This window comes from Kitasatospora sp. NPDC053057 (assembly GCF_044546945.1).
Lineage (GTDB): Bacteria > Actinomycetota > Actinomycetes > Streptomycetales > Streptomycetaceae > Kitasatospora.
Window position 1 is genome coordinate 59996 of sequence record NZ_JBITZP010000021.1, and the last position, 24286, is coordinate 84281.

The following is a 24286-nucleotide window of genomic DNA, read 5'->3' on the forward strand; positions in this document are numbered from 1 at the left end:
GAGTTCCGGCGGAGCCCGTCCGGCTCAGCCCGTCCTGCGCCGCGACCGCCGGCGCCGCCACAGCGCGATCGGCACGACGCCGGCCAGCGCGAGCGCCGCCGGAGCCGGGGGCGCCTGCTCCGGCAGGGCGCCGGCGGCCCGGGAGGGCACCTTGTCGAAGGTGTCCGGTACGGGCAGGGTGGACCAGTTGGAGATCGGCCACGCCACCACGAAAGCCCGGCCGACCACGTCGCCCACCGGCACGAAGCCGTCCCCGGTGAGGTTGTGGTGCGGGCGGGAGTCCCGCGAGTTGTTGCGGTGGTCGCCCATCACCCACAACTTGCCCTTGGGCACGGTGACGGTGCCGACCGGGTCGTTGTCGCAGGGCGTCGCCCCAGGGAACAGGTACGGCTCGTCCAGCGCGACGCCGTTCACCTTCACCGGGCTGCCCGCGTTGCACTCGACGGTGTCCCCGCCGACCGCGATCACCCGCTTGATCAGGTCCTTCTCGTCCGCCGAGGGCATCAGGCCGACGGTGCTCAGCACCTTCTGCACGCTGCCCATGAAACCGTCGTCCTTCGGCGCCGTGTCGTCCAGCCAACCGCCCGGATCGTGGAAGACCACCACCTCGCCGCGTTCCGGCTCGGCGCCGAACCACGGGGTGAGCTTGTCGACCAGCACCCGGTCGCCGATCTGCAGGGTGTTCTCCATCGAACCGGAGGGGATCGAGAAGGCCTGCACGAAGAAGGTCTTGATGCCGAGCGAGAGCAGCAGGGCGATCACCAGCAGGATCGGCAGCTCCTGCCAGAACGGGCGCTTCTTGCGGGCGGGCTTCGCACCGGCCTCGGGGGTCTCCGCCGGCTCGGATGCCGGCTCGGCCGCCGTCTCCTGCCTCTCCTCGGTTCCGTCGCTCTCGCCGGACTCCGTACTCTGCTGCACACTCATCTGATCGGCCCCTCCCGACGGCCTGGCGGGAGCCCGAAGCGGAGACCCCCTGTCAGGGAACGAACCTACCGAACAGAGGTTCCCGGGCGCGCCCTGACGTGGATGCGCTCGCCCTGCGGGCCGAACAGGCTGAGGAACTCCACCGGCTGCGAACCGGCGTTGCCGAAGGCGTGCGGGGTCCGGGTGTCGAACTCGGCGGCCTCACCGGCCGTCAGCTCCAGGTCGTGCGGGCCGAGCACCAGCCGCAGCCTCCCGGACAGCACGTACAGCCACTCGTAGCCCTCGTGGACCTTCAGCTCCAGCTCGGGCCCGGTGTTCCGGCCGGGCGGCACGATGTGCTTGTACGCGTGCAGACCGCCCAGGTGGCGGGTGAGCGGGACGATGGTCTGGCCGTTCCTGGTCACCGGGCGCGGGTGGATCCTCGGGTCGCCGGTGGCCGGGGCGCCGACCAGTTCGTCCAGCGGCACCCGGTACTCCCGGGCCAGCGGCAGCAGCAGTTCCAGGGTCGGCTTGCGCTGCCCGGACTCCAGCCGGGACAACGTGCTGAGTGAAATGCCGGTCGCGGCGGCCAGTTTGGCGAGCGTGGTGCCGCGCTCCCGGCGCAGGGCGCGCAGCCGGGGGCCCACCGTGGTGAGGACGTTCTCGAACTCTTCGTCGGCCATGCCTGCTATTCGCCGGGACGGCAAGGGTGGTTGTCAATCCGGCACACCGGTGACGGCCTGCCCCGGGAGCGGCGGCGCACGCGGCAGGGCCCGGTGACGATCCGCCGATCGCCACCGGGCCCCGTCCTCCCGGTTCCCGCTTTCCGGACTTCCAGTCACCGGAACGCCCGAGCCCGGGCCGACCCTGGAGGACCCCGGGCCGACCGGCGTCAAACCGCGTCAGACCGGCTCCGCGCTACCGGTACTCGCGCAGCCGGGGCCGCACCCCCAGCGCGGTGAGTCCCAGCGCCGCCGCCAGCACCGCCCCGGCCAGGGCCGCCGTGGTGCCGTCGAGGTCGCCGTCGGTCGCCGAGACCGCCGTGTCCATCGCCGTCCGGTTGACCGTGATGGTGTCCTCCATCGCCGTGCTCAACTGCCCGAACTCGTAGTTGGACTGTCCCTTGGCGAGCCCGGTGTTGAGCGTGATCGCCTCCTTGAGCTTCCCCTCGTCGTGCAGGTCCCGCATCCGGCGGTCGAGCGCCTGGTATTCCTGGAAGGCGCCCAGGACCCGCTCGGCGGCGTCCTGTTCGCCGGGGAAGGTGATGTTGCGCAGCTCGCTGCCCAGGAACCCGCCGAAGGGGACGGCGGAGCGGTCCGCCCCGTGCCGGTTGAGGGCGTCCTGCAGCTGGGAGTCGTAGCTGCCCATGGTCGCGCCGTCGAGGTGGACGACCGCCTGGCTCTGCTCCAGGTAGGCCTGCTCCCACACGGCCGCGCGGCCCTGGTCGATCAGGTAGCGGCTCTCGTCGGCGTTCATGTCGTACGCGACGGCGCGGGCCCGGCTCAGCGCGATCACCGAGTCGTAGGCGTTGCTCTTGGCGGTCACCAGGTGGTCCTCGGTGCGGCCCACCAGGTTCAGCCCGGCGACCAGCGCCACGCCGGTCAGCAGCGTGGCGGCGGCCAGCGCGGGGTTGAGCACCCGGCGGTAGCGCACGGCCAGCACCCGCTGGAGCCCGCACAGCGCCACGAGGGCGAGCAGGCCGACGACGAGCAGCCACCACCAACCGCTGTCCAGGGCGCCGCGCTGCTGGGTGTAGACGTGGTCGACGGTGGCCTCGTTGGCGGCGGTGACTTGGTCGGCGGCCGGGAGCAGCTGGTTGCGCAGCAGGTCGGAGGCCTGCCGGTAGGCGTCCAGGGCGGCGGGCGAGGGCCGGCCGGCCGGGGCCTTGGCCTGCTCCTCCAGCAACTGGGCGCGGGCCACCAGGGCCTCGTAGCTGCCGAGCCGGCCGAGCACCAGCTGGACGGCGCGCTGCCCGGCCGGGTCGGCGGCGGCGGACTGGGCGGCCTGCTGGAGGTCGTCGTCGGCCTGGTCGCGGCGCTGCTCGTAGGTGTCCAGGGTCTGCTTGCGCAGCGTGGTGTAGTCCGGGTCGTCGCCGACCAGCAGCAGGTTGGCGGCCTGGGCGTCCATGTCGCTGAGCGCGAAGTAGAGGTCGGCGGCGCGGGTGGCCTGCGGGGCGGCCCGGTGGCCGATGGTGTCGGTGCCGTCTCGGGCGCCGCCGAGGACGGCGGTGGCGGTGGCGCCGAGGCCGATCAGGGCGGCCAGGCTCAGCGCGGTGAGGCCGCGGACCAGTCGCGGGGTGGTCCGGTAGGAGCGGCTGCCGACCGTCCGGAGCCCCTGGCCGAGCCGGGCCAGGGAGCCGGCCGGCACCCGCAGCCCGGCTGCTGGTTCGGGGCCGTCGTCGCCTCCCGCGGCCCCCTCCTCCGAGGTGGCCGATCTGCCCGCTGTCGAGGTGGTCATGACGACACGTCCCTTTCCCCCGTCGCACGGCCTGCCGGGGCTCCGGGGTGGGGTCCGAGCGCAGAACCGTTTCTCTTCGCCGCGCGACGCTAGTGCCCCGCCACCTGCGGGGGTGGGCATCCTGACGCCTCCTTGACGCCGCCGACCGGCCTTCTTGACGGTTCCTTAGCGCGGACCGGAGGAGTACGCGTACGCACCCTCGGGCCCGCCGACGCCAACCCGCCTGCCCCGCCGGAAGGTTCGTCCAGCTGGAGCGATTACGGACCGGCGCCGACACCACTACGCTACGTCGCATGACTTCTTCGGAGACGGCCCCCGGGCGGGGCACGGCGGTGGTGATCGGCGGCGGGCTGGCCGGCGTGGTGGCGGCATGGGCGCTGCGGGGCTTCGCCGAGCGGATCGTCGTGGTGGAGCGGGACCGGTACCCGGACGAGCCGGTGTTCCGGGCCGGGGTGCCGCAGGGCCGGCACGCGCACCTGGTGCTGGAGGCCGGCCATCGGGCGCTGGAGGAGCTGATGCCCGGCATCAACCAGGAGCTGACGGCCGCGGGCGCGCACCGGGTCTCCACTTCGGGTGACCTCAAGTGGCTCAGCTCGGCCGGGTGGATGATCGACTACCCCGCCCGGATGTCCTTCCTCTCCTGCACCCGCCCGGTGCTGGACAAGCTGGTGCTGGACCGGGTCCGCACCGAGCCGTCGATCGAGTTCCTGGAGGGCGCCGACGTGGTCGGCCTGCTCGGCTCGGCGCAGGCGGTGACCGGGGTGAAGGTCCGCGAACGCGGCTCGGAACGCGGCTCGGAGCGCGGCTCGGAGCGCGGCTCGGAGCGCGGCTCGGAGCGGGGTGAAGTCCGGGAGGTGCCCGCCGAGTTGGTGATCGACGCCTCCGGCCGATCGACCTCCGTGCCGAAGTGGCTCACCGAACTGGGCTGCCGCCCGGTGCCCGAGGAGCGGGTGGACGCGGGCGTCGCCTACGCCTCCCGGCTGTTCCACCGGCCGCCCGGCGTCGACCTCGGCCACCAGGCGATCTACCTGCAGACCAAGGCCCCGGACAAGCCGCGGATGGGCGTCCTGCTGCCGGTGGAGGGCGACCGCTGGATCGTCAGCCTGGCCGGGATGCGCGGCGCCGAACCCGAGCCCGGTGAGGAGGGCTTCACCAAGCACCTGTCCCAACTACGCGACCCGGGCCTGCAGGAGATGCTGCGGGGCGCCGAACCGGCGGGCGAGGTCCGCGGTTTCCTCCCCGGCCCCGGCGTGCGGCGGCACTACCAGCGCAGCGCCCCCGCGGGCCTGGTGGCGGTCGGCGACGCCGCGAGCACCTTCAACCCGGTGTACGGCCAGGGCGTCACCGTCTCGCTGTTCTGCGCCCAGGTGCTGCGCCGGACGGCCATGCGACACGGCGGCCTCGGGCCCGCCACGGCCCGCGACGCCCGGCGGGGGATCGCGGCGGTGTCCAAGAACGCCTGGATGATGTCCTGCGCCGAGGACGTCCGCTTCGCCGCCACCACCGGCGGCCCCACCGGCGCCCTGATCAAGCTCCAGCACCGCTACCTGGACAAGGTGCTGCACGGCGCGACCCGCAACCCCGAGGTCACGGCGGCCTTCCACGAGGTGCTCTCCCTGGTCGAGCCGCCGACCCGGCTGTTCCACCCCTCGGTGGTGGCCGCCGTCCTGCGCGGCTGAGGGCCGTCCCGTACGGGGTGCGTACCGCCGCGAGCCGGTGCGCACTCCGTCCGGCGGCAGCCCGATCCGGGTGCTCCCGTTAATTCGGGTGCGTCCGTTCCGACCGGCCGCTACCCTGGCCGACATGTCTACGCCCCGAATTTCCTAGCTGACGGACCCGCCTCCACGCCACCCGTGTGTCCGTTAGCTGTTTCGGAGCGTTATCCCGTGATCACCACCCGTGGTGTCGACGTACGCGTCGGCGCCCGCCTGCTGCTGTCCGACGTCACCCTGCACATCGCCCCCGGCGACCGGATCGGCCTGGTCGGCCGCAACGGCGCCGGCAAGACCACCCTGCTCGCCACCCTCGCCGGGCAACTGCCGCCAGCCGCCGGGACGGTCACCCGGACCGGCCCGGTCGGCTACCTCCCGCAGGACTCCCGCGCCGCCGACCCGGCCGTCACCGTCACCGACCGAATCCTGTCCGCCCGCGGCCTGGACGCCGCCGTGCGCGCGCTGCGCGCCGCCGAGGAGGCGATGGCCCGGGCCGGTACCCCGGCCGAGGAGCGCCGGGCGATGGACGCCTACGCGCGCGCCGACGCCCGGTTCCAGTCCCGCGGCGGCTACGCAGCCGAGGCCGAGGCCGCCCGGGTCGCGGCCGGGCTCGGACTGCCCGCCCGGGTCATGGACTCCCCCGTCGGCACGCTGTCCGGCGGACAGCGCCGCCGGGTCGAGCTGGCCCGCATCCTGTTCGCCGACCACGGCACCCTGCTACTGGACGAGCCCACCAACCACCTGGACGCCGACTCGACCGCCTGGCTGCGCGGCTTCCTCGCCGCCCACCAGGGCGGGCTGGTCCTGATCAGCCATGACCTCGGCCTGCTGGCGGACACCGTCAACCGGGTCTTCCACCTGGACCCGCAGCGCGCCGCGATCGACGTCCACAACACCGGCTGGCAGGCCTACCTGGCGCAGCGCGCGGCCGACGAGCGCCGCCGCACCCGGGAGCGGGCCAACGCCGAACGCAAGGCCGCCGCCCTGCACGCCCAAGCCGACCGGATGCGGTCCAACGTCGCCACCGCGACCACCGCCCGCAGCATGGCCCGCCGCGCCGACCGGATGCTCGCCGAACTCGAACCCGTCCGGCAGGCCGAGCGCACCGCCCGCATCCGGCTGCCCGAGCCCGCGCCCTGCGGCCGGATGCCGCTCGGCGCGATCAGCCTCGCCAAGGCCTACGGCGGCCGGGCGGTGCTGAGCGGACTGGACCTCGCCGTGGACCGCGGCAGCCGACTGGTCGTGCTCGGCCTCAACGGCGCGGGCAAGACCACCCTGCTGCGCATCCTGGCCGGCCACGAGCAGCCGGACTCCGGCCGCGTCGTCCCCGGCAGCGGCCTGCGGCTCGGCTACTTCGCCCAGGAGCACGACACCCTGGACCCGGCGCTCAGCGTCCGCGACAACCTCGCCCTGGCCGCGCCCGAACTGACCGACGGCGAACTGCGGACCGTCCTCGGCGCGTTCCTGTTCCGCGGCGACGACGCCGACAAGCCGGCGGGCGTCCTGTCCGGCGGCGAGAAGACCCGGCTGGCCCTGGCCGCCCTGGTCCACTCCGGCGCCAACGTGCTGCTCCTGGACGAGCCGACCAACAACCTGGACCCGGCGTCCCGGGCGGAGGTCCTGGCCGCGGTCGGCACCTACCCGGGGGCGATCGTGATGGTCACCCACGACCCGGGCGCCATCGAGGCCCTGCGGCCCGACCGGGTCCTGCTCCTGCCGGACGGCGACGAGGACCTCTGGCACGACGAGTACCTGGACCTGGTCGCCCAGGCCTGATATTCCGCTCGGCCCGCCGGTCTCCCCGGCGGGCCGGGCAGCCCTACGGCTTGCGCGCCTCGATCAGGAAGCGCGCCGAATGGGCGACGAACGGCCCCTCGGCCCGGATCAGGGCGTCCAGCTCGCGCAGCCGGTCGTGGTAGCGGGCGACGGTGAAGCCCGGGACCATCCAGATCACCTTGCGCAGGAAGTACACCACCGCGCCGATGTCGCGGAACTCCATCCGCAGCCGCTCCGAGCGCAGGTCCACCACCTCCAGCCCGGCCGCCCCGGCCTCGGCGCTCTCCACCTCGGGGCGGCGGCCCTCGCGCGCCTCGGGCTGCGGCCCGAGGAAGTACTCGACCAGCTCGAACACCGAGGCCGGGCCCACGTGCTGGGCGAAGTACCCGCCGCCGGGCCGCAGCACCCGGGCGATCTCCGACCAGAAGGCCCGCACCGGGTGCCGGCTGCTGACCAGGTCGAAGGCCTCGTCCGCGAACGGCAGCGGCGGCTCGTCCGGGTCGGCGACCACCACCCCGCCCAGCGGGTGCAGCAGCCGGGTGGCCCGGGCCAGGTTGGGCGGCCAGGACTCGGTGGCCGCCAGCACGGGCGGGCAGCCGCCCTGCCGCAGGGCGCCGGCGAGCACCTCACCGCCGCCGGTCTGGATGTCCAGGGCCGCCGTCGCCGTGCCCAGCCGCCCGGCCAACAGCCGCTGATAGCCCCAGGAAGGGCGGTCCTCGGTGGCCCGGCCGTCCAGCCAGGAGAAGTCCCAGCCGTCCACGGAGACGGACTCGGCCTCCGCGATCAGCTCTTCGAAGGTGCGCATGCGGGCATCATCGCGGCGGCGGCGCCGTGCTGCCAGCGGATTCGGTCCGGTACCGCAGCACCGTCCCGACCCGCACCTCCAGGCCACCGGCCGCGATCAGCCCGCTCACCGGCTCCGGGCCGCCGCCGTCCGCCTCGAAGGCGAGCAGCACGCCCGGCTGCTCGCCGCACTGCCGCTCGACCAGCCGCCGCTCCTCGGGCGTGGGCTCGCGGAACGCCGGGTCCTGGAAGGACGCCGGGCAGCGGACGTACAGCGGGTCGGTGAGGACCAGCTCCAGGCCGTGGTGGTAGCCGAGGTCGTGGCCGGCGGCCAGGCGCAGCTCGCCCGGGCTCCAGGAGTACACGTCCCAGTCCCACCAGGACCCCTCGGGCAGCTCGATCACCGCGGCCACCGCGCGGTGCCGCCCGGGACCTCCGCGATGCGTGGGTGGCGGACGGCCTCCAGGCCTGCGTCGTCGAGCAGCTCGGCGATCAGGGCGGGCGGGCCGAAGACCTCGGTGGCGCTGAGGTCCCAGTTGGTGAGGACGAACCAGGAGCGGTCCGAGGGCCACCAGTGCGCGGGGAACTGACCGCCCTCCGGCCAGGCGTCGTAATGGGCCACCGCCTCGTCCAGTCGGCCGCGATGGGCCGTCACCGGCCGCAGGAGGTCCTCGATCGCGGCCGAAGCGAAGCGGCAGTCCGTCGCCGGCCCGTCCGCACTGTGCCGCGCCAGCACCTCCACCAGCCGCGCGAGGCAGTCCCGGTCCGGTTCCCCGAGCCGCGGGCGCTCGACCTCGCCGGCGAGCACCACAGGATCGTTGAACACCAGGTACGACAGGGTGAACGGCCAGTCGGCGAGGCGCCGCCCGGCTCCGGCCAGCGCCTCGGCCCAGCGCACCGGCCGCCCGTCCACCCGCAGGGTGTGCAGCACCCAGCAGCGATCGGCGAAGCCCTGCCCGGGCCCGTCCGGCTCGTAGCCGAGGACGGCCTCGCCCGCCTCCAGCAGCGGGCGCAGCCCGTCCAACTGGTCCTCGTCCGGTATCCGTTCCACGGCCCACCCCTTTTCCTCGGTCCGGAACCGCTTTTCTCGGTCCGGAACCGCGGCCTCGAAAACCGGTACTCCGGGTCGGTACGTCCGGGCGAGGATAGCCGTCATGACGGACGGGCGGCCGCCGCGTCCGGCACAGCACCGGCTCGCGCGCCCTTCCCCCCAGCCCCCATCCATGGAGACTCCGACGCCATGACCCGGTCCGCCCTCGGCCGCTTCTACGACGACTTCGCCCGCGACTACCACCTGCTCTACGCCGACTGGGACGCCTCGCTCGCCCGTCAGGGCGCCGCGCTGGACGCCCTGATCCGCGCCCGCCTGGGGCCGGGCCCCGCGGAGGTGCTGGACTGCGCCTGCGGCATCGGCACCCAGGCGATCGGCCTGACCGCGCTCGGCCACAAGGTCACCGGCACCGACCTCAGCCCGGTCGCCGCCGCCCGGGCCGGCGCCGAGGCCGCCGAACGCGGGCTGCGGCTGCCCACGGCGGCCGCCGACATGCGCCGACTCCCGTTCCCGGACGGGCACTTCGACGTCGTGGTGTGCGCCGACAACGCGCTGCCCCACCTGCTCACGGCGGAGGACGTCCACGCCGCGCTGGGCGAGATGCGCCGGGTCCTGCACCCGGGCGGTCTGCTGCTGGTCTCCACCCGGCCGTACGACCGGCTGCGCCGCGACCGTCCGGCCTCCACCCCGCCGCAGACCGCCGAGCGGGACGGCCGCCGGTCGGTCATCTTCCAGCTCTGGCGCTGGCACGAGGACGGCGAGCGGTACGACCTGGAGCTGTTCCGGCTGCTGCCGGACGACACCGGGCAGTGGCAGGTCGCGGTCCACCGCTCCAGCTACTGGGCGCTCACCCAGGCGCAGTTGAGCGCCTTCGCCGCCGAGGCGGACCTCGCCGAGGTCGGCTGGGAGCAGCCCGCCGACACCGGCTTCTTCCAACCCCTCCTGATCGCCCGGGCGCCCTGACCTGCCGATCCTCCGCCGGACAGCCCCGCCGACCTGCCTCCTCGGAGGCGGCGGGGCATTTTTGCGCCCACCGTGAACCCACCGCGATGCTGGCCGCCTACATCGAGGCGAGCCTCGGCTTCCTGGCGGAACACCCCGTCGAGGTGCGGGCGCTGGTGGACGTCCTCGCCAACGCCCGCATCCGGCAGGGGCCAAACTTGGCCCGGCGGCAGGTGGGAGCCCGGTTCACACCTCAACGACCACGGACAACCGCTCGGTGTCAGTACCGCAGCAGCGGCAGGTCCGTCACCGCCTCCGCAACCCGCGCCGCACCGTCCTCCCCCGCCATCCCACGGGCCGCCGCCTCCGCCCGGTCCCGGTACGACCGGTCCTCGACGGCCTGCCGGATGGCCTCGCCCAGCCGGGCAGCGGTCAGGTCGGCGAACGGTATCGGGCCGGTGGCCGCACCGAGCCGGGTGAGCTGGCCGGCCCAGAACGGCTGATCGGCCGTCACCGGCACCGGAACGCTCGGCACGCCCGCGCGCAGCGCCGCAGCGGCCGTACCGGCACCCGCGTGGTGCACGACGGCAGCCATCCGCGGGAACAGGTGGGAGTGCGGCAGTTCGCCGACGGTCAGCACGTCGTTCCCGCCGGCGTCGAGCCCGGCCCAGCCGGACTGCAGCACACCCCGTACACCGGCGCGTCGCAGCGCGTCGACCGCCAGCCCGCTGAGCCGCTCGCCCTCGCCGCCCGCCATACTGCCGAACCCGATGAACACCGGCGGCGGCCCGGCCCGCAGGAAGTCCTCGACCTCCGCCGGCAGCCGGTAGTCGGATGCGACGTGCGGCCACCAGTTGCCGACCACCCTCAGCCCCTCCCGCCAGTCGGCCGGACGCGGCACCAGTACGGGACTGAACCCGTGCAGGACCGGCCAGTTCGCTCGTTCCACCGCCCTCCGGCGCTCCGTCTGGGAGCACACGGGCAGCCCCAGCCTCGCCCGCAGTCGCCGCGCCGCCCCCACGTGCAGCCGGTCCACCACCCGTTGGCCCAGCGCACCCGTCGCCCGGTTGCCCCAGCGGCCGAGCGAGCGACCCGGACCGACGACCGGCGGGAACTCACCGGTCGGCAGCGTGGGTTGGAGGTAGACCCCGAGGCTCGCCGCCTCCATCGCCTCGGCCAGGTGCCAGCCGAGCGGCGCCGTCGTGGTGGCGAGCAACAGCAGATCGGCGCCCGGAGCGGCCGCATCGGCCAGCCCGTCACCGAGCCGCTCCACGAAGGCGGCGGCCCGCGCCAGGAGCGAGGAGCGCCCCACCTGCTCCCCCGCGGACGTGCCGCGCGGGTCGACCGGCAGCGAGCGAAACTCGAGGCCGCTGCCGCTCACCAGTTCACGGAAGGTCTCCGGCGCGGCGAGGGCGACCTCGTGCCCCTCGCCCCGGAGTCGCACACCGAGCCCGGTGTACGGGGCGACGTCGCCGTAGGAGCCTGCGGCCATGATGAGGATCCTCATCGCGCCACCTCCGGACCGCTCGTCCCGGCCCGCCGCGCGGCGTTGGCACCGATGGCGTCGCGGAGGTAGCCGGCCAGGCCCGGGCGCTGCTCGGCAGGTGGCACGACGAGGGCGAAGGCCCGGGCGTCCGCCTCGTAGTCGTCGGCGATCCGGCAGTGCGTCTCGGGTGGGCAGGGTGTGAACCAGCGGGTGATGTGCTGACGGTGCTCCTCGGCGAGGTCCAGCACCTCCTCGTGTTCGGCGGGCAGGCCCTGGTCGAAGGCGGCGAGCAGTCGCCCGCGCCAGTCGGCGGCCTCGGCCATCAGGCGCCGCCAGTCCTGCTTCGTGTGGGTGGCGGCACGCGCCAGCGCTTCCTGGTGGCCTTCCTGATCACCCCACTTGAGGTGAGCGTCGGCGGCGTAGCTGAGATCGAAGACTACGTCGCCGAAGACCTCGAACCGTTCCTCCGGGGTGAGCTCGATCCCGGTGCGTTGGACCTCGATCGCCCGTTCCGCGACGTCCACCAGCTTCTGCAGCCGCGCGATCTGCTCGGTGAGCGCGTCGCGCCGGGCGAGCAGGTGGTCCAGCGCGTTGGCGAGCGGATCGGCCAGGATCGTGGCGATCTCCTCGAGCGGGAAGCCGAGTTCCCGGTAGAAGAGGATCTGCTGGAGCCTGGTGAGGTCCGCCGCGTTGTAGAGCCGGTAGCCGGCCGGGCTGCGTTCGCTGGGCGACAACAGCCCGGACCGGTCGTAGTGGTGCAGGGTCCGCACCGTGACTCCGGCGAATCCGGAGACCTGTCCGACCGACCAGCTCATGGGTTTCCTCCTGGTGATCCGAGCATCCGTACATGTGGCGGCCGAGTGTCGGCCGCGCCCCACCGTGCAGCCTGACGTGGGGTGAGGGTCAACACGCGCGACCCGCCGGCCTGCGCCGGGCTCCGGATGCCGGGCCGGTCAGGTCTCGCGCTGGGGGTGGTAGGCGGTCTCGGGTATGCCGAAGGTCCAGGCGACCCCGGCCCGGGCGGTGCGGGTGCTCGGGGGGACGCGCAGCCAGTAGGTGCGGAAGGTGCCGTTGGGCTCGGGGGTGGAGTTGACCACCTCCACCATCACCACCGGTTCGTCGTCGGGCAGCACGATCCGCCACAGCACGCCCGTCTCGTCACGGTGCAGGGCGACCGGCCGCTCGGAGAGCAGCACCACGCCTTGGTACGGCCACCACCAGCCGGCCTCCCGCGCCACCCCGGCGAGCGGTGCGACGGCCTCGACGCCCGCCCCGGCGGCTTCGAAGGCGGCGAACCAGGGTGCGTCGTGCTGGCTGCGCACGGCGTCGAGCAGGGCGAGCCGGACGGCAGTGCGGCGGGCCCGGGCCGCGGCGGCCGCGCTGTCGGAGGCCTCCTCGCGGTCGGCCTCGGGCGCGAGCCGGTCGAGCACGGCGTTGCGCACGCGGAGCCAGGGCGGCCTGTGGTACTGGGAGGAAGTGAACGAGATGCCATCCAACGTCCGCTCAGCTTGCGCTTCGAACGTCTCGCCCGGAGCGGGGCCTACGTGGCGTCTGCGTACGCGAGGTGGGTGCCGCAGGCTCGGCACAGGAAGAGATATGCGGTCGGCTGACCGTCCCTGGTCAACGCGTTGAGGTACTGTTCGGCCTGCGACTTCGGCCAGGAGGCAAGTTCCTGTCGAAGTGATGCCAATGCATCTGGGTAGGCGGCAAGCTCGGCCGCTCCAGCTGAGCCGAGGAAGGCAGCGCCGTCTTCGCAGTGGATCAGCCAGCGCTCCTGCTGCCACCCGCTGAATCCTGGAGTGCGTTGCGTGATCGCGAACAGCCGATCCATCGAGACGTCGTCGACCACGTCTGTGAACTGGGCCTCGAAGCGGTCGGCCGCACTTCCATCCGCGATGCACCAGGGGCAGAGCCGCCTCCGGAGGTTCTCGGCTGCGTAGACGGGGCCTGCGTAGATGTAGCCGCGGGCCCGATTGCAGCAGCTGCAATCCGCGTCGGACCGGACGATGGCACCGGTGGCCACCGGGTCGGGGTGGTATGGAAATACAGGAAGTTGCTCTGCCACGGGCAGCGACCGTATCACCGCAGCCGGTCATCCCCGCCACCGATCTCGCCCGCGCCAAGGCCTTCTACACCGACACACTCGGTCTCAAGCTGATCGAGGAGGGCGAGGAGGAGTTGGTCTGCGAGAGCGGCGCGACCCAGTTCACCGTCTACCACACCCCCAGCGGTGGACAGGCCGCCCACACCCTCGCCAGCTTCAAGGTCGCCGACCTCGACGGCGAGATGTCCGCCCTGCGTGACCGCGGCATCACCTTCGAGGAGTACGACTTCCCCGGCCTCAAGACCGTCAACGGCGTCGCCGAGGGCGAGGGCATGCGCGCCGCCTGGTTCAAGGACAGCGAGGGCAACATCCTCTGCCTGGCCCAGCGCGTCGGCCGGTAGCCCCTGCCCACCGCACCCGCACCCACACCCGCACCCGAGCACCCCGTCACCCACGGGCCCGGAACGCCGTTGCCCGGCCCGCTCTCGAGGAACGGGCCGGGCAACGGAGGGAAGCGGACTGTCAGCCCTGGCTGTCGTTGTCCTCGGACAGCTCACGTGGGTTGATCGACCAGATGCCGCGCCCGAAGGTGGCGGCGTAGAGGCGGCCGTCGGGGCCGGTCTTCAGCTGCTGCACCGCGGTGGTGGGCAGGTTGCGGCCGAGGACGGAGAAGTCGCTCTCGCCCGGCGCGCGGTAGAAGGCGGCGAGGTCGGTGCCGAGGGCGAGGCCGCCGTTGGGCAGGATCTTCACCGAGGTGGCCGGGACGTCGGGCAGGTTGGCCGAGACGTCGGTCCAGGTGGCGCCGCCGTCGTGGGTCTCGAAGAGGTGGCCGTTGCCCGCGCCGGGGCCTTCGGTCCAGGTCCGCGAGAAGCCGTTGATCGCGACGAAGACGTGCTGGGCGTCCTTCTCGTCCACCCCGAAGGAGGAGATGTACCGGTTGGGCACGGTGCCGTCGACCGGCAGGTTCAGCTGGTGCCAGCCGGTCCCGTCGGTGTTGCCGACCGCTATGCCGCGGCTGAAGCCCTGGTTGTTGCACGGGCCGCACCAGCCCGCGTACACGGTGCCGTTGACGGTGGCCACGGCGGTGGCGACGTGTCCGGCGCCCAGGTCGTAGGCCGAAGTCCACTCGCTGCCGCTACGGATCGCGTAGCCCTTGTGCTGGACCCAGACGTGCTGGCCGCCGGCGACCCAGGTATTGGTGTCCTTGGGGTCGCTGGTCATCGGCGCGATGAACCGGGCGGCGCTGGCGTCCTTGTCCGGCGGGGCGACCTCGTAGGAGGTGGCCTTGCTCGGGTCCTTCGTCCAACTGCCGTCGTTCACGGCGCAGTTCTGGGTGACCCACATGTCGAGGTAGACGTACTCCTCGGCGATGTTGCAGCCGTTGGCCGGGTCGACCATGGTGTCGCCACCGTCGCCCCCGAAGTTGGAGCCCATCACCTTGTCATGGGCGCGCAGGATCGACTCGCCGTTGTCCTGCAGACCGCCGCTGACGATGACGCCCTTGCCGGACTTATCCGCCGGGTCCTTGCCGACACCGACCGAGTAGTACTGCAGGGTGTCCATGGTGCCGTCGTTGAGCGGCGTCCAGTCCTTACCATGGCCCCAGGCGTCCAACTGCCCGTTGCCCGGGCGCCGGTAGATGCCGCCGTCGTTTCCGACGTAGACGTTCACCTTGCCCTGGTAGCTGCCGAAGGCGACGGCGTGCTGGTCGGAGTGCACGGTCGGCGAGCAGTCACCGGTCTGCTTGCTCGGGTCGATGCTCCAGCACGGGAAGCCGTTGTTCCAGTACGGCCCGACGGTCGCCCACTTGGCACCGCCGTCGGTGGTCTCGAAGACCTCCTCCAGGCCGGCGTAGACGTGGTCCGGGTTGGCCGGGTCGACCTGGAGGGACTGGTTGTACCAGGCCTGGATGCCGGGCTGGTAGCCCGGGTCCTGAAGGGCGGAGCCGGATCCCTTCAGCTTGTCCTTGTCCGCGATCAGCGTCCACGGACCGGACGGCGAACCGGACTTGGACACGTAGATGCCCTTGAGGCCGGTGTCCGGGTTGTGCGCCATGACATCGGGCGACTGGTCGATCGCGTAGTAGCGCGAGCCGTCCGCCGAGCGCGCGAAGGTCACGTTGCCGACGTTCGCGGCGTCCGTCGGCAGGTCACCGAGCGAGGACACCCGCTGCCAACTGCCGTCGGCGGCCTTGCTGTAAAAGCCGTTGTAGGTGTCGCCGCCGCGCCAGCCGACCGCCAGGATCACCTTCGACGGGTCCTTGGGGTCGATCGCGATGTCGTTGGCGATGTTCTTGTACGGCGCGCTCTCGTCCTTGGCCTTCGAACCGCCCGGCAGGTAGTCCGGGTTGGGCGCGAACTCCAGCGTCCACGGGCCCGAGAGGTCGGAGGTCGAGTGGCTCCACACGCCCCGGCTGGTCGCCGCCCACACCTTGCCGCCGCCGAAGCGCAGCGCGTGGATGATGGTCGACTCCAGCTCGGCGCCGCCGACCCGGTTGCCGGGCTGGAACTTGCCGTGCTTGGGGTCGGACAGCACGTACACGCCGGTGCCGACGTACGAGGTGGCGCCGGTGTTGGACTCGCCGGTGGCGTACCAGAGCCGCCCGCCCTCGTCCAGGTTCAGCGTGCCCGTCGACAACGTCGGCAGCTTGTCCGCGATCGGCTCCCACTTGCCGCCGCCCGTGCGGGAGCGGAACACGCCGCCGTTGGCGCCGCCCGCGTAGACATAGCCGTTGCTGTCGGCCGCGATGCCGGTGATCCGGCCGGTCACCAGCCCGGCGCCGCCGCTGGAGTTGGAGTTGACGTCCCGGTAGCGCGGGTCGTCCGAGTTGTACGGCTTGTCGGTGACGTGGTCCCAGTTGCCGTCCGTGTGCGGCATCGACTGCAGCTGCGCCCAGGCCGCACCGTACGCGCCCGGCGCGACCACGCCCGGCGCCGTGCGCGCCTCGGTGTACTGGGCGACGCCCTCGGCGGAGTTCTCCGCCTCGCCGCCGCCGTCCCCGGCCCCCGAGTCGGCCTTGGGACTGAAGGTCGACCGGGTGGTGGCGGCCGTGGCCTTCTTCGCGTGCTGCTTGCCGATGTCCGCCTGGTGCTGCACCTGCCAGGGCTGCGGTGCGGACGGCGCCGACGGCGCGGCGAGCGCCTGGCTGGTGGTCAGTCCGAGGGCGGTGAGCGTGACGGCGCTCAGCAGCAGCCGTCGGTGTTGCCTGATGGGCACGAGTGCGGTCCTCCCCTGTGGCCGGCCGCGCGGTCGCGCGGCCCCGGCGAAACAGGGGGCTAAGCCTGCTCGGTGTGCCCGGTTCGGGGAAGATCCGCACGGTAAGAAACGGTTAAAACCCCTACCGTTTCGAACAGTTGGCATTCACGGAATGCCCGGCACCCGCCACAATCCGGCGAAGCGGTCACCCCCGGCGCAGCCTCGGGCGCAGCCACCGCCGGAGCGCACGCGCCGAGGCGACCGGGTCGAACTCCCCCGGCCGGTCCCGGGTCAACGGGTAGCAGGCGAGTCCGATCAGCGCCGCGCTGAGGTGACCGATGCCGGTGTAGTCCCGACTCTGGAAGACGCCGAGGACGTACACGGCCAGCACGCCCGCCAGGTACAGGTACCGCCAGGGCCGCACGACCAGGTAGGTGAGCACCCCGACCACCCCGGCGAGCGCGTAACTGACGCCATAGTCGAGCGTGTAGACGGCCCTCGGCGCGGCCAGGCCCCGGTGGATCGCCCAGCCGAGGACGCCCTCGCTGAGGTAGGTCGCGCCGACGTGCGCCAGCACCGCCACCGAGAGCCAGCGCAGCGTGCCCAGCCAGCGTTCGGCGGGCACGTGGAAGAGGTTGTACAGCGCGAAGTAGCTCAGCCAGCCGCCGCCCGCGATCCACAGCGCGCTGGTCGCCAGCACCCGGGCCGGCGAGATCTGCAGGTGGTGCAGGTTGGTCGAGCGGCGCTCCAGTATGCGGTCGGCGGTCGCCGCGTCGACGTGCCGGATCACCTGCGTGGTGACCAGCAGGATCGCCAGCCAGATGTAGGTGCCGGGTGCCCGCCGGATGTAGCGCCACACCGCCCGGGCAGCCCGCGCCCGCCAGGCTCCCGGGCGCGCCTGCGGCACCCTGGTGGCGCTGCCGGTCATCGGCGCCTCCTCGACGGTCCCCCTCACCCTCGCCCGGCCCGGGCTCCACCCGCCGCCGCGACGACCCGTACGGGTGATCCGGCGCCACCTCCGCTCTCGGCCCCGGCCCCTGATCCGACCGCCGCCCGGGCACCGCCGAGGGCATCCGGCCGAGAACAGCCGCCACGGCGGTCTTCCCGAACTGGCATAGGCTGGATCCCCGGCCGCCCATGGAGCCGCCGGCACCGAATACCCCACAGCAAGGGCGCCAGGCACGATGAGGGACCGCCTCGGAACGACGAAACCGACCGACACCGACTCGGCCGCCACCCGGCGCCCGGCCTCCGAAGCCGCCGCCGGAACGCCCTCTAGAACGGCCGCCCGCAGAACGGCCGCCGCAACAGCCGTCCGCCTGCGGCTCACCACGGTCTACGTGGTCCTGCTGACCGTCACCGCCTCCTGGCTCGCCACCCAGGGCCACGCGGAGCGGGCCCGGTTCGTCCGGCACAACAGCAGCAACGTCCACCACATGGAGGTGGGCAAGTGGTGGACGCTCTTCACCAGCGGCTTGGTGGTCGACGGGGTCCCGGCCTGGGCGGGCATCGCCGCCGTCGCCGTGGTCCTGGGCCTGGCCGAGTGGCGCTGGGGCCCGGCCCGCGCGGGCGCGGTCTTCGCCTTCGGCCACGTGGGCGCGACCCTGCTCACCGAGGGCGCCATGTGGGTGATGCTGGTCGCCCGGATCCCGGGTGCCCTCTCCCGGGCGCGGGACGTGGGGATCAGCTACGGGCTGGTCGCCACCGCCGGTTGCCTGCTGGCCCTGGGGCCGCCCGTACTGCGCCGGTACGGCCTGCCGGCGCTCGCCCTGGCGCTGGCCGGGGCCTGGGCGACGGATCAGCAACTGGCCGATGCCGGACACCTGGTGGCCCTCGGGCTGGGCGTCTTCGCCTCCCGATCGCTCTGGCTGCTCGCCCGCGCCACCCGCCCGTACCGCCGGGAACCGAGCCGCCGGAAACCGAGCCGTACCCCCTGACACCCCACCGCACCGCCGTACTGCTTACGGGCCGGACTTCCCACCCCCGGGAGTCCGGCCCGTCCCGTCTCCCGCCCCGACCCACCTGCCACCCCAACCCGCCTGCCGCCCCTCCGACTTGACCCGACCGACGGTCTCCCGAAAAAGCTTCCGCAAGCAGCCGCCCCGGCCGACGCGTTCGTATGCTCTTGCGGTACTCTGCAAATCTATGCCAGAGTGCGGGCATCGGATCAATCAGGCCGAATCCCCTCACACGTCGCTAAATCAGGAGCCCGCGCCGCGCGGGTGGGTCAAGGGTGCATGCATGTCGAAGGTCTTGAGCAAGCTGCCGGTCGGTGAACGGATCGGCATCGCATTCTCCGGTGGGTTGGACACCTCCGTCGCGGTCGCGTGGATGCGCGAGCACGGCGCCGTCCCCTACGCCTACACGGCCGACATCGGCCAGTACGACGAGCCGAACCTCGCCGACGTGCCGGCCCGTGGCCGCGCCTACGGCGCCGAGCAGGCCCGCCTGATCGACTGCCGGGCCCCGCTGGTCGAGGAGGGCCTGGCCGCCCTGGCCTGCGGCGCCTTCCACATCCGCTCCGCCGGGCAGACCTACTTCAACACCACCCCGCTCGGCCGCGCCGTGACCGGCACCCTGCTGGTGCGGGCCATGCAGGAGGACGGCGTCTCCATCTGGGGCGACGGTTCCACCTACAAGGGCAACGACATCGAGCGGTTCTACCGCTACGGCCTGCTCGCCAACCCCAACCTGCGGATCTACAAGCCGTGGCTGGACCAGGACTTCGTCGACCAGCTCGGCGGCCGCAAGGAGATGTCCGAGTGGCTGGCCGAGCGCGACCTGCCGTACCGGGACTCCGCCGAGAAGGCCTACTCCACCGACGCCAACATCTGGGGCGCCACCCACGAGGCCAAGCGGCTGGAGTTCCTGGACACCTCGCTGGAGATCGTCGCCCCGATCATGGGCGTCGCCTTCTGGGACCCGGCCGTCGAGATCCAGACCGAGGACGTCACCGTCGACTTCGAGTTCGGCCGGCCGGTCCGGATCAACGGCCGTGAGTTCGACACCGCCGTCGAGCTGGTGCACGAGGCCAACCGGATCGGTGGGCGGCACGGCCTGGGCATGTCGGACCAGATCGAGAACCGGATCATCGAGGCCAAGAGCCGCGGCATCTACGAGGCCCCCGGCATGGCGCTGCTGCACATCGCCTACGAGCGCCTGCTGAACGCGATCCACAACGAGGACACCCTCGCCACCTACCACACCCAGGGCCGGCGGCTCGGGCGCCTGATGTACGAGGGCCGCTGGTTCGACCCGCAGGCGCTGATGCTGCGCGACAGCCTGCAGAAGTGGGTCGGCCAGGCCGTCACCGGCAGCGTCACGCTGCGGCTGCGGCGTGGCCAGGACTACTCGGTGATCGACACCCAGGGCCCGCACTTCAGCTACCACCCGGAGAAGCTGTCGATGGAGCGCAGCGTCGACGCCGCCTTCGTCCCGGACGACCGGATCGGCCAGCTGACCATGCGCAACCTGGACATCGCCGACTCGCGCAGCAAGCTGGAGCTGTACGCGGGCCACGGCCAGCTGGCGCCGTGGAGCGGCCTGATCGGCGAGCTCACCCCGGGCGGCGCGGCGCCGATCGCCGCGGGCAACGGCAACGAGGCGGAGTCCACCGCACTCGACCACGCGGCGATCGAGTCCGGCACCGACTGACCGGGCGCTGCCCGTCGCAGCCGGTCCCCGGGGGCCGTCGCACCACACCGGTGCGGCGGCCCCCGGCCGTTCCGGCCCACCTGTCCACCTGTCCACCTGCCCACCTGTCCACCTGCCCACCGGAGCAGCCCTCACCCGAATGGCCCGCCCGGCCGTGCGCTCCGCCCCCGGAGGTAGCTGAATGGCGGACGGCGCCCGCCGACGGGAAGGCAGGTCCGGGGATGGGTGAGGCGATCGGTCCGATGCTGGCCTCGGCGGTGGCGGTCGCGCTCAGTCCACTGCCGCTGATCGCCGTGCTCCTGATCCTCGCCTCGCCGCGCGGCCGGACCAACGGGCTCACGTTCACGGCGGGCTGGGTGCTCGGCCTGGCGGCGGTCGTGGCGCTGGTGGTGGTGGCGGGCAGTGCGCTGAACCCGGCGGACGGCACACCGACCTGGTCGTCCTGGTTGAAGCTCACCCTCGGGGCCGCGCTGCTCCTGCTGGCGGCCGAGCAGTGGCGCAACCGTCCACGCCCCGGCCACGTCACCGCACCCCCGGCCTGGCTTCTGGAGATCGACCGCCTCACCCCCGCCAGGTCCGCCGGACTCGCCGTGACCCTGGTCGTGACCCGGCCCAGGACCCTGCTCCCGGCCGTCGGCGGCGCCGCTTCGATCGCCGCCGCCCCGCCCAGCGCCGGGGCGATGGCCGTTGCCGCCGCCGTGATGGTGCTGATCGGCTCGCTGGGCACGCTGCTGCCGCTCGCCGTCCAGCTCCGGGGGGCCGACCGCTCGGCCCACGCCCTCGGCGAGTGGCGCGCCTGGACGGCCGCGCACAATGCGGCGATCATGACCGCCGTCCCGATCGTGCTCGGCGCCGACTACCTCGGCAGCGCCCTCTCCGGACTCTCCTGAAGGCCCCGCCCGCCCGCGCGCCCTGTCACCGGATCCGCACCACCCCCCGCCCCCGCACCGCCCGTACACCCAGCCGTCCGGCGTCGGCGGCCCTCGGCCGTGCCGCCACCGCGTCCCGCAGGGTCAGCAGGATCTCCCCGTCGTACCGTTCCGCCAGCAGCCGGGCCAGCTCGGCGGCGCGGCCCGGACGGGCCTCCGGGGCCAGCTCCGGCAGCCGGCCCGGGCCGCTGAGGTCCTCGGCCTCGGCCGCCCAGCGAGCCGCGTCGCGGCGCTCGCCCTCGGCGGCGTAGTGCACGGCCAGGCAGTGGACGGCCAGCTGGTCGCCGTACTGGGCGGCGATCCGCCACCAGAAGACCCCGTCCGCCGTGCGGCCCATGCCGTAGAGCAGGCAGCCGAGGGTCCGGAAGGCCGCCTTCTCGGCGAGTTCGAGGTCCAGCGCCAGCTCTCCCGGCTCCACTGCTCCGGCCACGCCCGCGCACAGGTGCCGCAGGTCGCGCCGTAGTTCGGAGCGCCCGGCGGTCCACGGGTGGCCCCCGGCCGCGAGGGCGTGCGGCGGGCGGGCGACGGCGGGCGGCCGGGCGGGGCGCTCACGCCCCGTCGGGGCGGCCCGCCGGGCGGCGGCCAGTCGCTCGGCCAGCCGGCGGGTGAAGGCCGCCGGGTCGTGGTCGCGGAACTCCTGGTCCAGCTCGGCGGCGTGCGCGCGCAGCAGCGCGGTGACCTTCATGTCGCCTGCCCGTCGTCCGGGTGCTCCAGCAGGTACTCCAGATGGCGCCGCCCGAGGCTGTAGTAGGTGCGGGCGGTGGTGTGCGCGATGCCGAGCGACCGGCCGATGTCCGGGTACGACAGGCCCGACTGGCGCAGCCGGACCACGTCGGCCTGGACCGGCGCGGCCCGCGCGAGCTCGTCCATCGCCCAGTCCAGGGCGTCCAGTTCGGCGAGTTCCTCCAGCTCGTCCTGGCTGGTGTCGGGGCGGCGCTGGGCGATCACGCGCAGCCGTTTGCGCTCGGCGCGCCGGCGTTCGCGCAGGACGTCGATCACCGCGTCCTTGACGATCTTGAAGGCGAAGGCCTGCGGGTCCTCGCTGGCCAGGGCGCGGCGCCAGTTCTTGTAGAGCGTGGTGCCGGCGTTCTGCACGGCGTCCTGGGCGTCCTCGCGGTGGCGCAGGCGCTGCTGGGCGTAGCGGAGGTAGCCGGTGTTCTCGCGGGTGAAGAACGCCTCGAAGTCGTTCGGCAGGTCGTCGAGCGGGTCGGCCCGCAGGCTCCGCTCCTCGCCCGGCCCGGGAGTGTTCACACGCGCCCCCTTTCCTGGGTCAGCTGGCCGGCCCACCGGGTGGCACGCCGACGGCCCTTTGGGGGCTCGTGGTGTAACCGTCCGGGAGGCGCGGGTTGTTGACCGGATCGGGCGGACAATTGACGAACGTTTCCGTTCACTTCCGAACAGTGCCGCTGACCTGCCCGTTCGCGCCCATGAACCACCATCCGACGGACCGGACGTGACCCAGATCACACCCCGTCGGGCACCTGCTTGACAAACCCCCCGACACCCATGCCGCAGCCGGGGACGGCTACGGCGCCGGCTCCACGTCCGCCGAGTCCAGCGCGACGGTCACCCGCTCCAGCAGCGCGTGCAGCGCGGCCAGGTCCTCGACCGGCAGCCCGGTCGCCGCGAGCAGCCGGCGCGGCACCTGCCCGGCCCGCTCGCGCAGCGCCGATCCTTCGGCGGTGAGGCTGACGGTGACCGACCGCTCGTCCTCCTGGCTGCGCTCGCGGTGCACCAGTCCGGCCGCCTCCAGCCGCTTGAGCAGCGGGGAGAGGGTGCCGGAGTCGAGCCGCAGGCGTTCGCCGATCCGCTTGACGGGCAGCTCGCCGTCCTCCCAGAGCACCAGCATGACCAGGTACTGCGGATAGGTGAGCCCGAGGTCCCGGAGCAGGACCCGGTAGACGCCGCCGAAGGCGCGCGAAGCGGCGTTGAGCGAGAAGCAGATCTGCTGGTCGAGGCGGAGCAGTTCCTCGTCCGCCATGCCGGGGAGCGTGGTCATGACCCCATGGTACCGATCACAGTCGCGCGATTGAGTTGTGCCCAATTGAATGGCGTGCTCTACTTATGGAGGAGTCGGCAACCGGACCTCGACCAAGGGCCCGGGCCGCCGCCGAAGCACGACGAGTTCCGCACGCCCCCCGCGCACCTCCACGCACCACGGACCGCGCATCACGAAGGGACCCACCATGGACGCGCTCTACACCGCAGCCGCCACCGCCAACGGCCGTGAGGGCCGCGCCGTCAGCTCGGACGGCCAGCTGGACCTCGCCCTCGCGATGCCGCCCGCGCTCGGCGGCAGCGGCCAGGGCACCAACCCCGAGCAGCTGTTCGCGGCCGGCTACGCCGCCTGCTTCGCCAGCGCCCTCGGCCTGGTCGGCCGACAGGCCCGGGTCGACACCAGCGAGGTCTCGGTGACCGCCGAGGTCTCCATCGGCAAGGACGACGCCGGTTTCGGCCTGTCCGTCGTGCTGCGCGTCGAACTGCCCGACGCGCTCGCGGGCGATAGCGGCCTGCTGCTGGTCAAGCAGGCCCACGAGGTCTGCCCGTACTCCCGTGCCACCCGGGGCAACATCCCGGTCGAGCTGGTCGTCGAGTAAATCGGGTAACTCCAGCGAGTCGAGTAGGTCGAGCAGTGGGGCCCGCCGCACCACCACGTGCGGCGGGCCCCACCCGCTCCCCCGGACCCCGAACTCCCCCGAAACCCCGGCCCGATCAGCCGCTGACCGGCCCTCCGGGCCCGCCGAGGTGTTCGGCACCGAAACCACCCGGGGTGCCGTGACGCCTGACTGCCGTACGGCCTGAGCTGCCGCGCCGCCCGGGGTGATCAGCGCCTTATCACCATCGTGCGCCCGCGACCGGTCAAAGCGCTGTGAAGAAAGCCTGAGAAAACGTTCCTGCGATCCTGCCCCGCCCACCGCGGGTACCGTTGCCGCCCATGAGCCACCATCCGCCCGACGACCACCGCTCCCCCGAGCAGCTCGTCGCGGCCGGGGTGCTCCGGCGCCACGCCGACGGCCACCCCCACCCTGCGCTCAACCACTCCCCGATCGCCTACGTGTCCACCGCGCTCTGGGCCGAACTCGCCACCCTCGCCATCGCCCCCAGCGCCGCCGAGGCCACCGCCTCCGCCCTGCTGCGCGCACTCGCCGAACGCGCCGTGGACGCCGCGCTGGCCCCCGGCAACGAACGCGCCCCGCGCGACGACCTGTACGTCACCGACCCCGCGCACATCGGCCCGCACCGCCGGGCGGTCTGGTTCCAACGCTCCGGCCCGGGCGGCCCGATCACCGCCGCCTTCGCACCCTGAGACGGGCCCTGGCCACGCCGGCGGAGTCCGCCCGACCGCGCCCGCCA

At 73.2% G+C, this 24286-nt stretch carries 23 protein-coding genes and 1 pseudogene; 9 read left to right on the forward strand and 15 right to left on the reverse strand.

Annotated elements, in window-relative coordinates:
- Positions 1-24: 24 nt before the first annotated feature.
- The 3 genes from lepB to ACIG5E_RS22520 all read right to left on the reverse strand — a co-directional run bounded on the left by lepB (position 25) and on the right by ACIG5E_RS22520 (position 3360).
- A complete protein-coding gene (gene lepB, locus ACIG5E_RS22510; RefSeq protein ID WP_396535888.1) occupies positions 25-924 on the reverse strand; it encodes a signal peptidase I in 900 nt (299 codons plus the stop codon).
- Between the two features lie 65 nt (positions 925-989).
- A complete protein-coding gene (locus ACIG5E_RS22515; protein WP_033351105.1) occupies positions 990-1586 on the reverse strand; it encodes a helix-turn-helix domain-containing protein in 597 nt (198 codons plus the stop codon).
- Between the two features lie 235 nt (positions 1587-1821).
- Positions 1822-3360: a hypothetical protein gene (locus ACIG5E_RS22520; protein ID WP_396535890.1), complete on the reverse strand. Its 1539-nt coding sequence runs from the start codon at positions 3358-3360 to the stop codon at positions 1822-1824.
- A gap of 293 nt (positions 3361-3653) precedes the next feature.
- Between ACIG5E_RS22520 and ACIG5E_RS22525 the strand changes: the two genes are divergently transcribed.
- Together ACIG5E_RS22525 and ACIG5E_RS22530 are read left to right on the forward strand one after the other, a co-directional pair.
- Complete coding sequence (locus ACIG5E_RS22525) at positions 3654-5039, forward strand: NAD(P)/FAD-dependent oxidoreductase (protein WP_396535892.1); 1386 nt, start codon at positions 3654-3656, stop codon at positions 5037-5039.
- A gap of 207 nt (positions 5040-5246) precedes the next feature.
- Positions 5247-6848, forward strand: a complete 1602-nt coding sequence (locus ACIG5E_RS22530) for an ABC-F family ATP-binding cassette domain-containing protein (RefSeq protein WP_396535894.1) — start codon at positions 5247-5249, stop codon at positions 6846-6848.
- A 43-nt stretch (positions 6849-6891) separates the two neighbouring features.
- On the opposite strand, the gene ACIG5E_RS22535 is transcribed toward ACIG5E_RS22530, so the two are convergent.
- The 3 genes from ACIG5E_RS22535 to ACIG5E_RS22545 are packed head-to-tail and all read right to left on the reverse strand — an operon-like array spanning position 6892 to position 8682.
- On the reverse strand, positions 6892-7653 hold the full coding sequence (locus ACIG5E_RS22535) for a class I SAM-dependent methyltransferase (protein WP_396535896.1): 762 nt from the start codon (positions 7651-7653) through the stop codon (positions 6892-6894).
- A gap of 7 nt (positions 7654-7660) precedes the next feature.
- Complete coding sequence (locus tag ACIG5E_RS22540; protein ID WP_396535898.1) at positions 7661-8035, reverse strand: hypothetical protein; 375 nt, start codon at positions 8033-8035, stop codon at positions 7661-7663.
- On the reverse strand, positions 8032-8682 hold the full coding sequence (locus tag ACIG5E_RS22545) for a hypothetical protein (protein ID WP_396535900.1): 651 nt from the start codon (positions 8680-8682) through the stop codon (positions 8032-8034). The genes ACIG5E_RS22540 and ACIG5E_RS22545 overlap by 4 nt, the downstream gene beginning before the upstream one ends.
- 189 nt (positions 8683-8871) lie before the next feature.
- Between ACIG5E_RS22545 and ACIG5E_RS22550 the strand changes: the two genes are divergently transcribed.
- Positions 8872-9645 carry a class I SAM-dependent methyltransferase gene (locus tag ACIG5E_RS22550; protein WP_396535902.1) on the forward strand — a complete coding sequence of 258 codons (774 nt, stop codon included), beginning with the start codon at positions 8872-8874 and terminating at the stop codon, positions 9643-9645.
- A 259-nt stretch (positions 9646-9904) separates the two neighbouring features.
- Here the strand turns inward: ACIG5E_RS22550 and ACIG5E_RS22555 are convergent, their stop codons facing one another.
- The 4 genes and pseudogenes from ACIG5E_RS22555 to ACIG5E_RS22570 form a co-directional block, all read right to left on the reverse strand.
- Positions 9905-11131: a glycosyltransferase gene (locus ACIG5E_RS22555; RefSeq protein WP_396535904.1), complete on the reverse strand. Its 1227-nt coding sequence runs from the start codon at positions 11129-11131 to the stop codon at positions 9905-9907.
- On the reverse strand, positions 11128-11925 hold the full coding sequence (locus ACIG5E_RS22560) for a MerR family transcriptional regulator (protein ID WP_396535906.1): 798 nt from the start codon (positions 11923-11925) through the stop codon (positions 11128-11130). Before ACIG5E_RS22560 ends, ACIG5E_RS22555 begins: the two co-directional genes overlap by 4 nt.
- 138 nt (positions 11926-12063) lie before the next feature.
- Positions 12064-12555: pseudogene (locus tag ACIG5E_RS22565) on the reverse strand (DUF6745 domain-containing protein); the annotation flags it as partial.
- A gap of 95 nt (positions 12556-12650) precedes the next feature.
- Positions 12651-13133: a CbrC family protein gene (locus ACIG5E_RS22570; protein WP_396535908.1), complete on the reverse strand. Its 483-nt coding sequence runs from the start codon at positions 13131-13133 to the stop codon at positions 12651-12653.
- 14 nt (positions 13134-13147) lie between these two features.
- Between ACIG5E_RS22570 and ACIG5E_RS22575 the strand changes: the two genes are divergently transcribed.
- Complete coding sequence (locus tag ACIG5E_RS22575; protein WP_396535910.1) at positions 13148-13555, forward strand: VOC family protein; 408 nt, start codon at positions 13148-13150, stop codon at positions 13553-13555.
- A gap of 121 nt (positions 13556-13676) precedes the next feature.
- On the opposite strand, the gene ACIG5E_RS22580 is transcribed toward ACIG5E_RS22575, so the two are convergent.
- Together ACIG5E_RS22580 and ACIG5E_RS22585 are read right to left on the reverse strand one after the other, a co-directional pair.
- Positions 13677-16370, reverse strand: a complete 2694-nt coding sequence (locus ACIG5E_RS22580) for a glycosyl hydrolase (RefSeq protein WP_396535912.1) — start codon at positions 16368-16370, stop codon at positions 13677-13679.
- A 184-nt stretch (positions 16371-16554) separates the two neighbouring features.
- Positions 16555-17277: a rhomboid-like protein gene (locus tag ACIG5E_RS22585; protein ID WP_396535914.1), complete on the reverse strand. Its 723-nt coding sequence runs from the start codon at positions 17275-17277 to the stop codon at positions 16555-16557.
- A 256-nt stretch (positions 17278-17533) separates the two neighbouring features.
- On the opposite strand from ACIG5E_RS22585, the gene ACIG5E_RS22590 reads away from it, so the two are divergent.
- From ACIG5E_RS22590 to ACIG5E_RS22600, 3 genes are all read left to right on the forward strand, one after another.
- Positions 17534-18286, forward strand: a complete 753-nt coding sequence (locus tag ACIG5E_RS22590; RefSeq protein ID WP_396535916.1) for a rhomboid-like protein — start codon at positions 17534-17536, stop codon at positions 18284-18286.
- 304 nt (positions 18287-18590) lie between these two features.
- The gene (argG, locus tag ACIG5E_RS22595) at positions 18591-20003 is read left to right on the forward strand and encodes an argininosuccinate synthase (RefSeq protein WP_396535918.1); all 1413 of its coding nucleotides are present in this window, start codon (positions 18591-18593) and stop codon (positions 20001-20003) included.
- A gap of 221 nt (positions 20004-20224) precedes the next feature.
- Entirely contained in the window at positions 20225-20893 is a 669-nt protein-coding gene (locus tag ACIG5E_RS22600) for a GAP family protein (RefSeq protein ID WP_396535920.1), read from the forward strand.
- Between the two features lie 25 nt (positions 20894-20918).
- On the opposite strand, the gene ACIG5E_RS22605 is transcribed toward ACIG5E_RS22600, so the two are convergent.
- From ACIG5E_RS22605 to ACIG5E_RS22615, 3 genes are all read right to left on the reverse strand, one after another.
- Positions 20919-21617, reverse strand: a complete 699-nt coding sequence (locus tag ACIG5E_RS22605; RefSeq protein WP_396535922.1) for a hypothetical protein — start codon at positions 21615-21617, stop codon at positions 20919-20921.
- Positions 21614-22183: an RNA polymerase sigma factor gene (locus tag ACIG5E_RS22610; RefSeq protein ID WP_396535924.1), complete on the reverse strand. Its 570-nt coding sequence runs from the start codon at positions 22181-22183 to the stop codon at positions 21614-21616. Before ACIG5E_RS22610 ends, ACIG5E_RS22605 begins: the two co-directional genes overlap by 4 nt.
- 274 nt (positions 22184-22457) lie before the next feature.
- Positions 22458-22931: a MarR family winged helix-turn-helix transcriptional regulator gene (locus tag ACIG5E_RS22615; protein WP_396535926.1), complete on the reverse strand. Its 474-nt coding sequence runs from the start codon at positions 22929-22931 to the stop codon at positions 22458-22460.
- 187 nt (positions 22932-23118) lie between these two features.
- Here ACIG5E_RS22615 and ACIG5E_RS22620 point away from each other — a divergent pair, with 187 nt between their 5' ends.
- Together ACIG5E_RS22620 and ACIG5E_RS22625 are read left to right on the forward strand one after the other, a co-directional pair.
- Positions 23119-23529, forward strand: a complete 411-nt coding sequence (locus ACIG5E_RS22620; protein ID WP_396535928.1) for an organic hydroperoxide resistance protein — start codon at positions 23119-23121, stop codon at positions 23527-23529.
- Between the two features lie 338 nt (positions 23530-23867).
- Positions 23868-24239 (forward strand): hypothetical protein, encoded by a 372-nt coding sequence (locus ACIG5E_RS22625; protein WP_396535930.1) that lies wholly within the window; start codon positions 23868-23870, stop codon positions 24237-24239.
- Positions 24240-24286 lie beyond the last annotated feature (47 nt).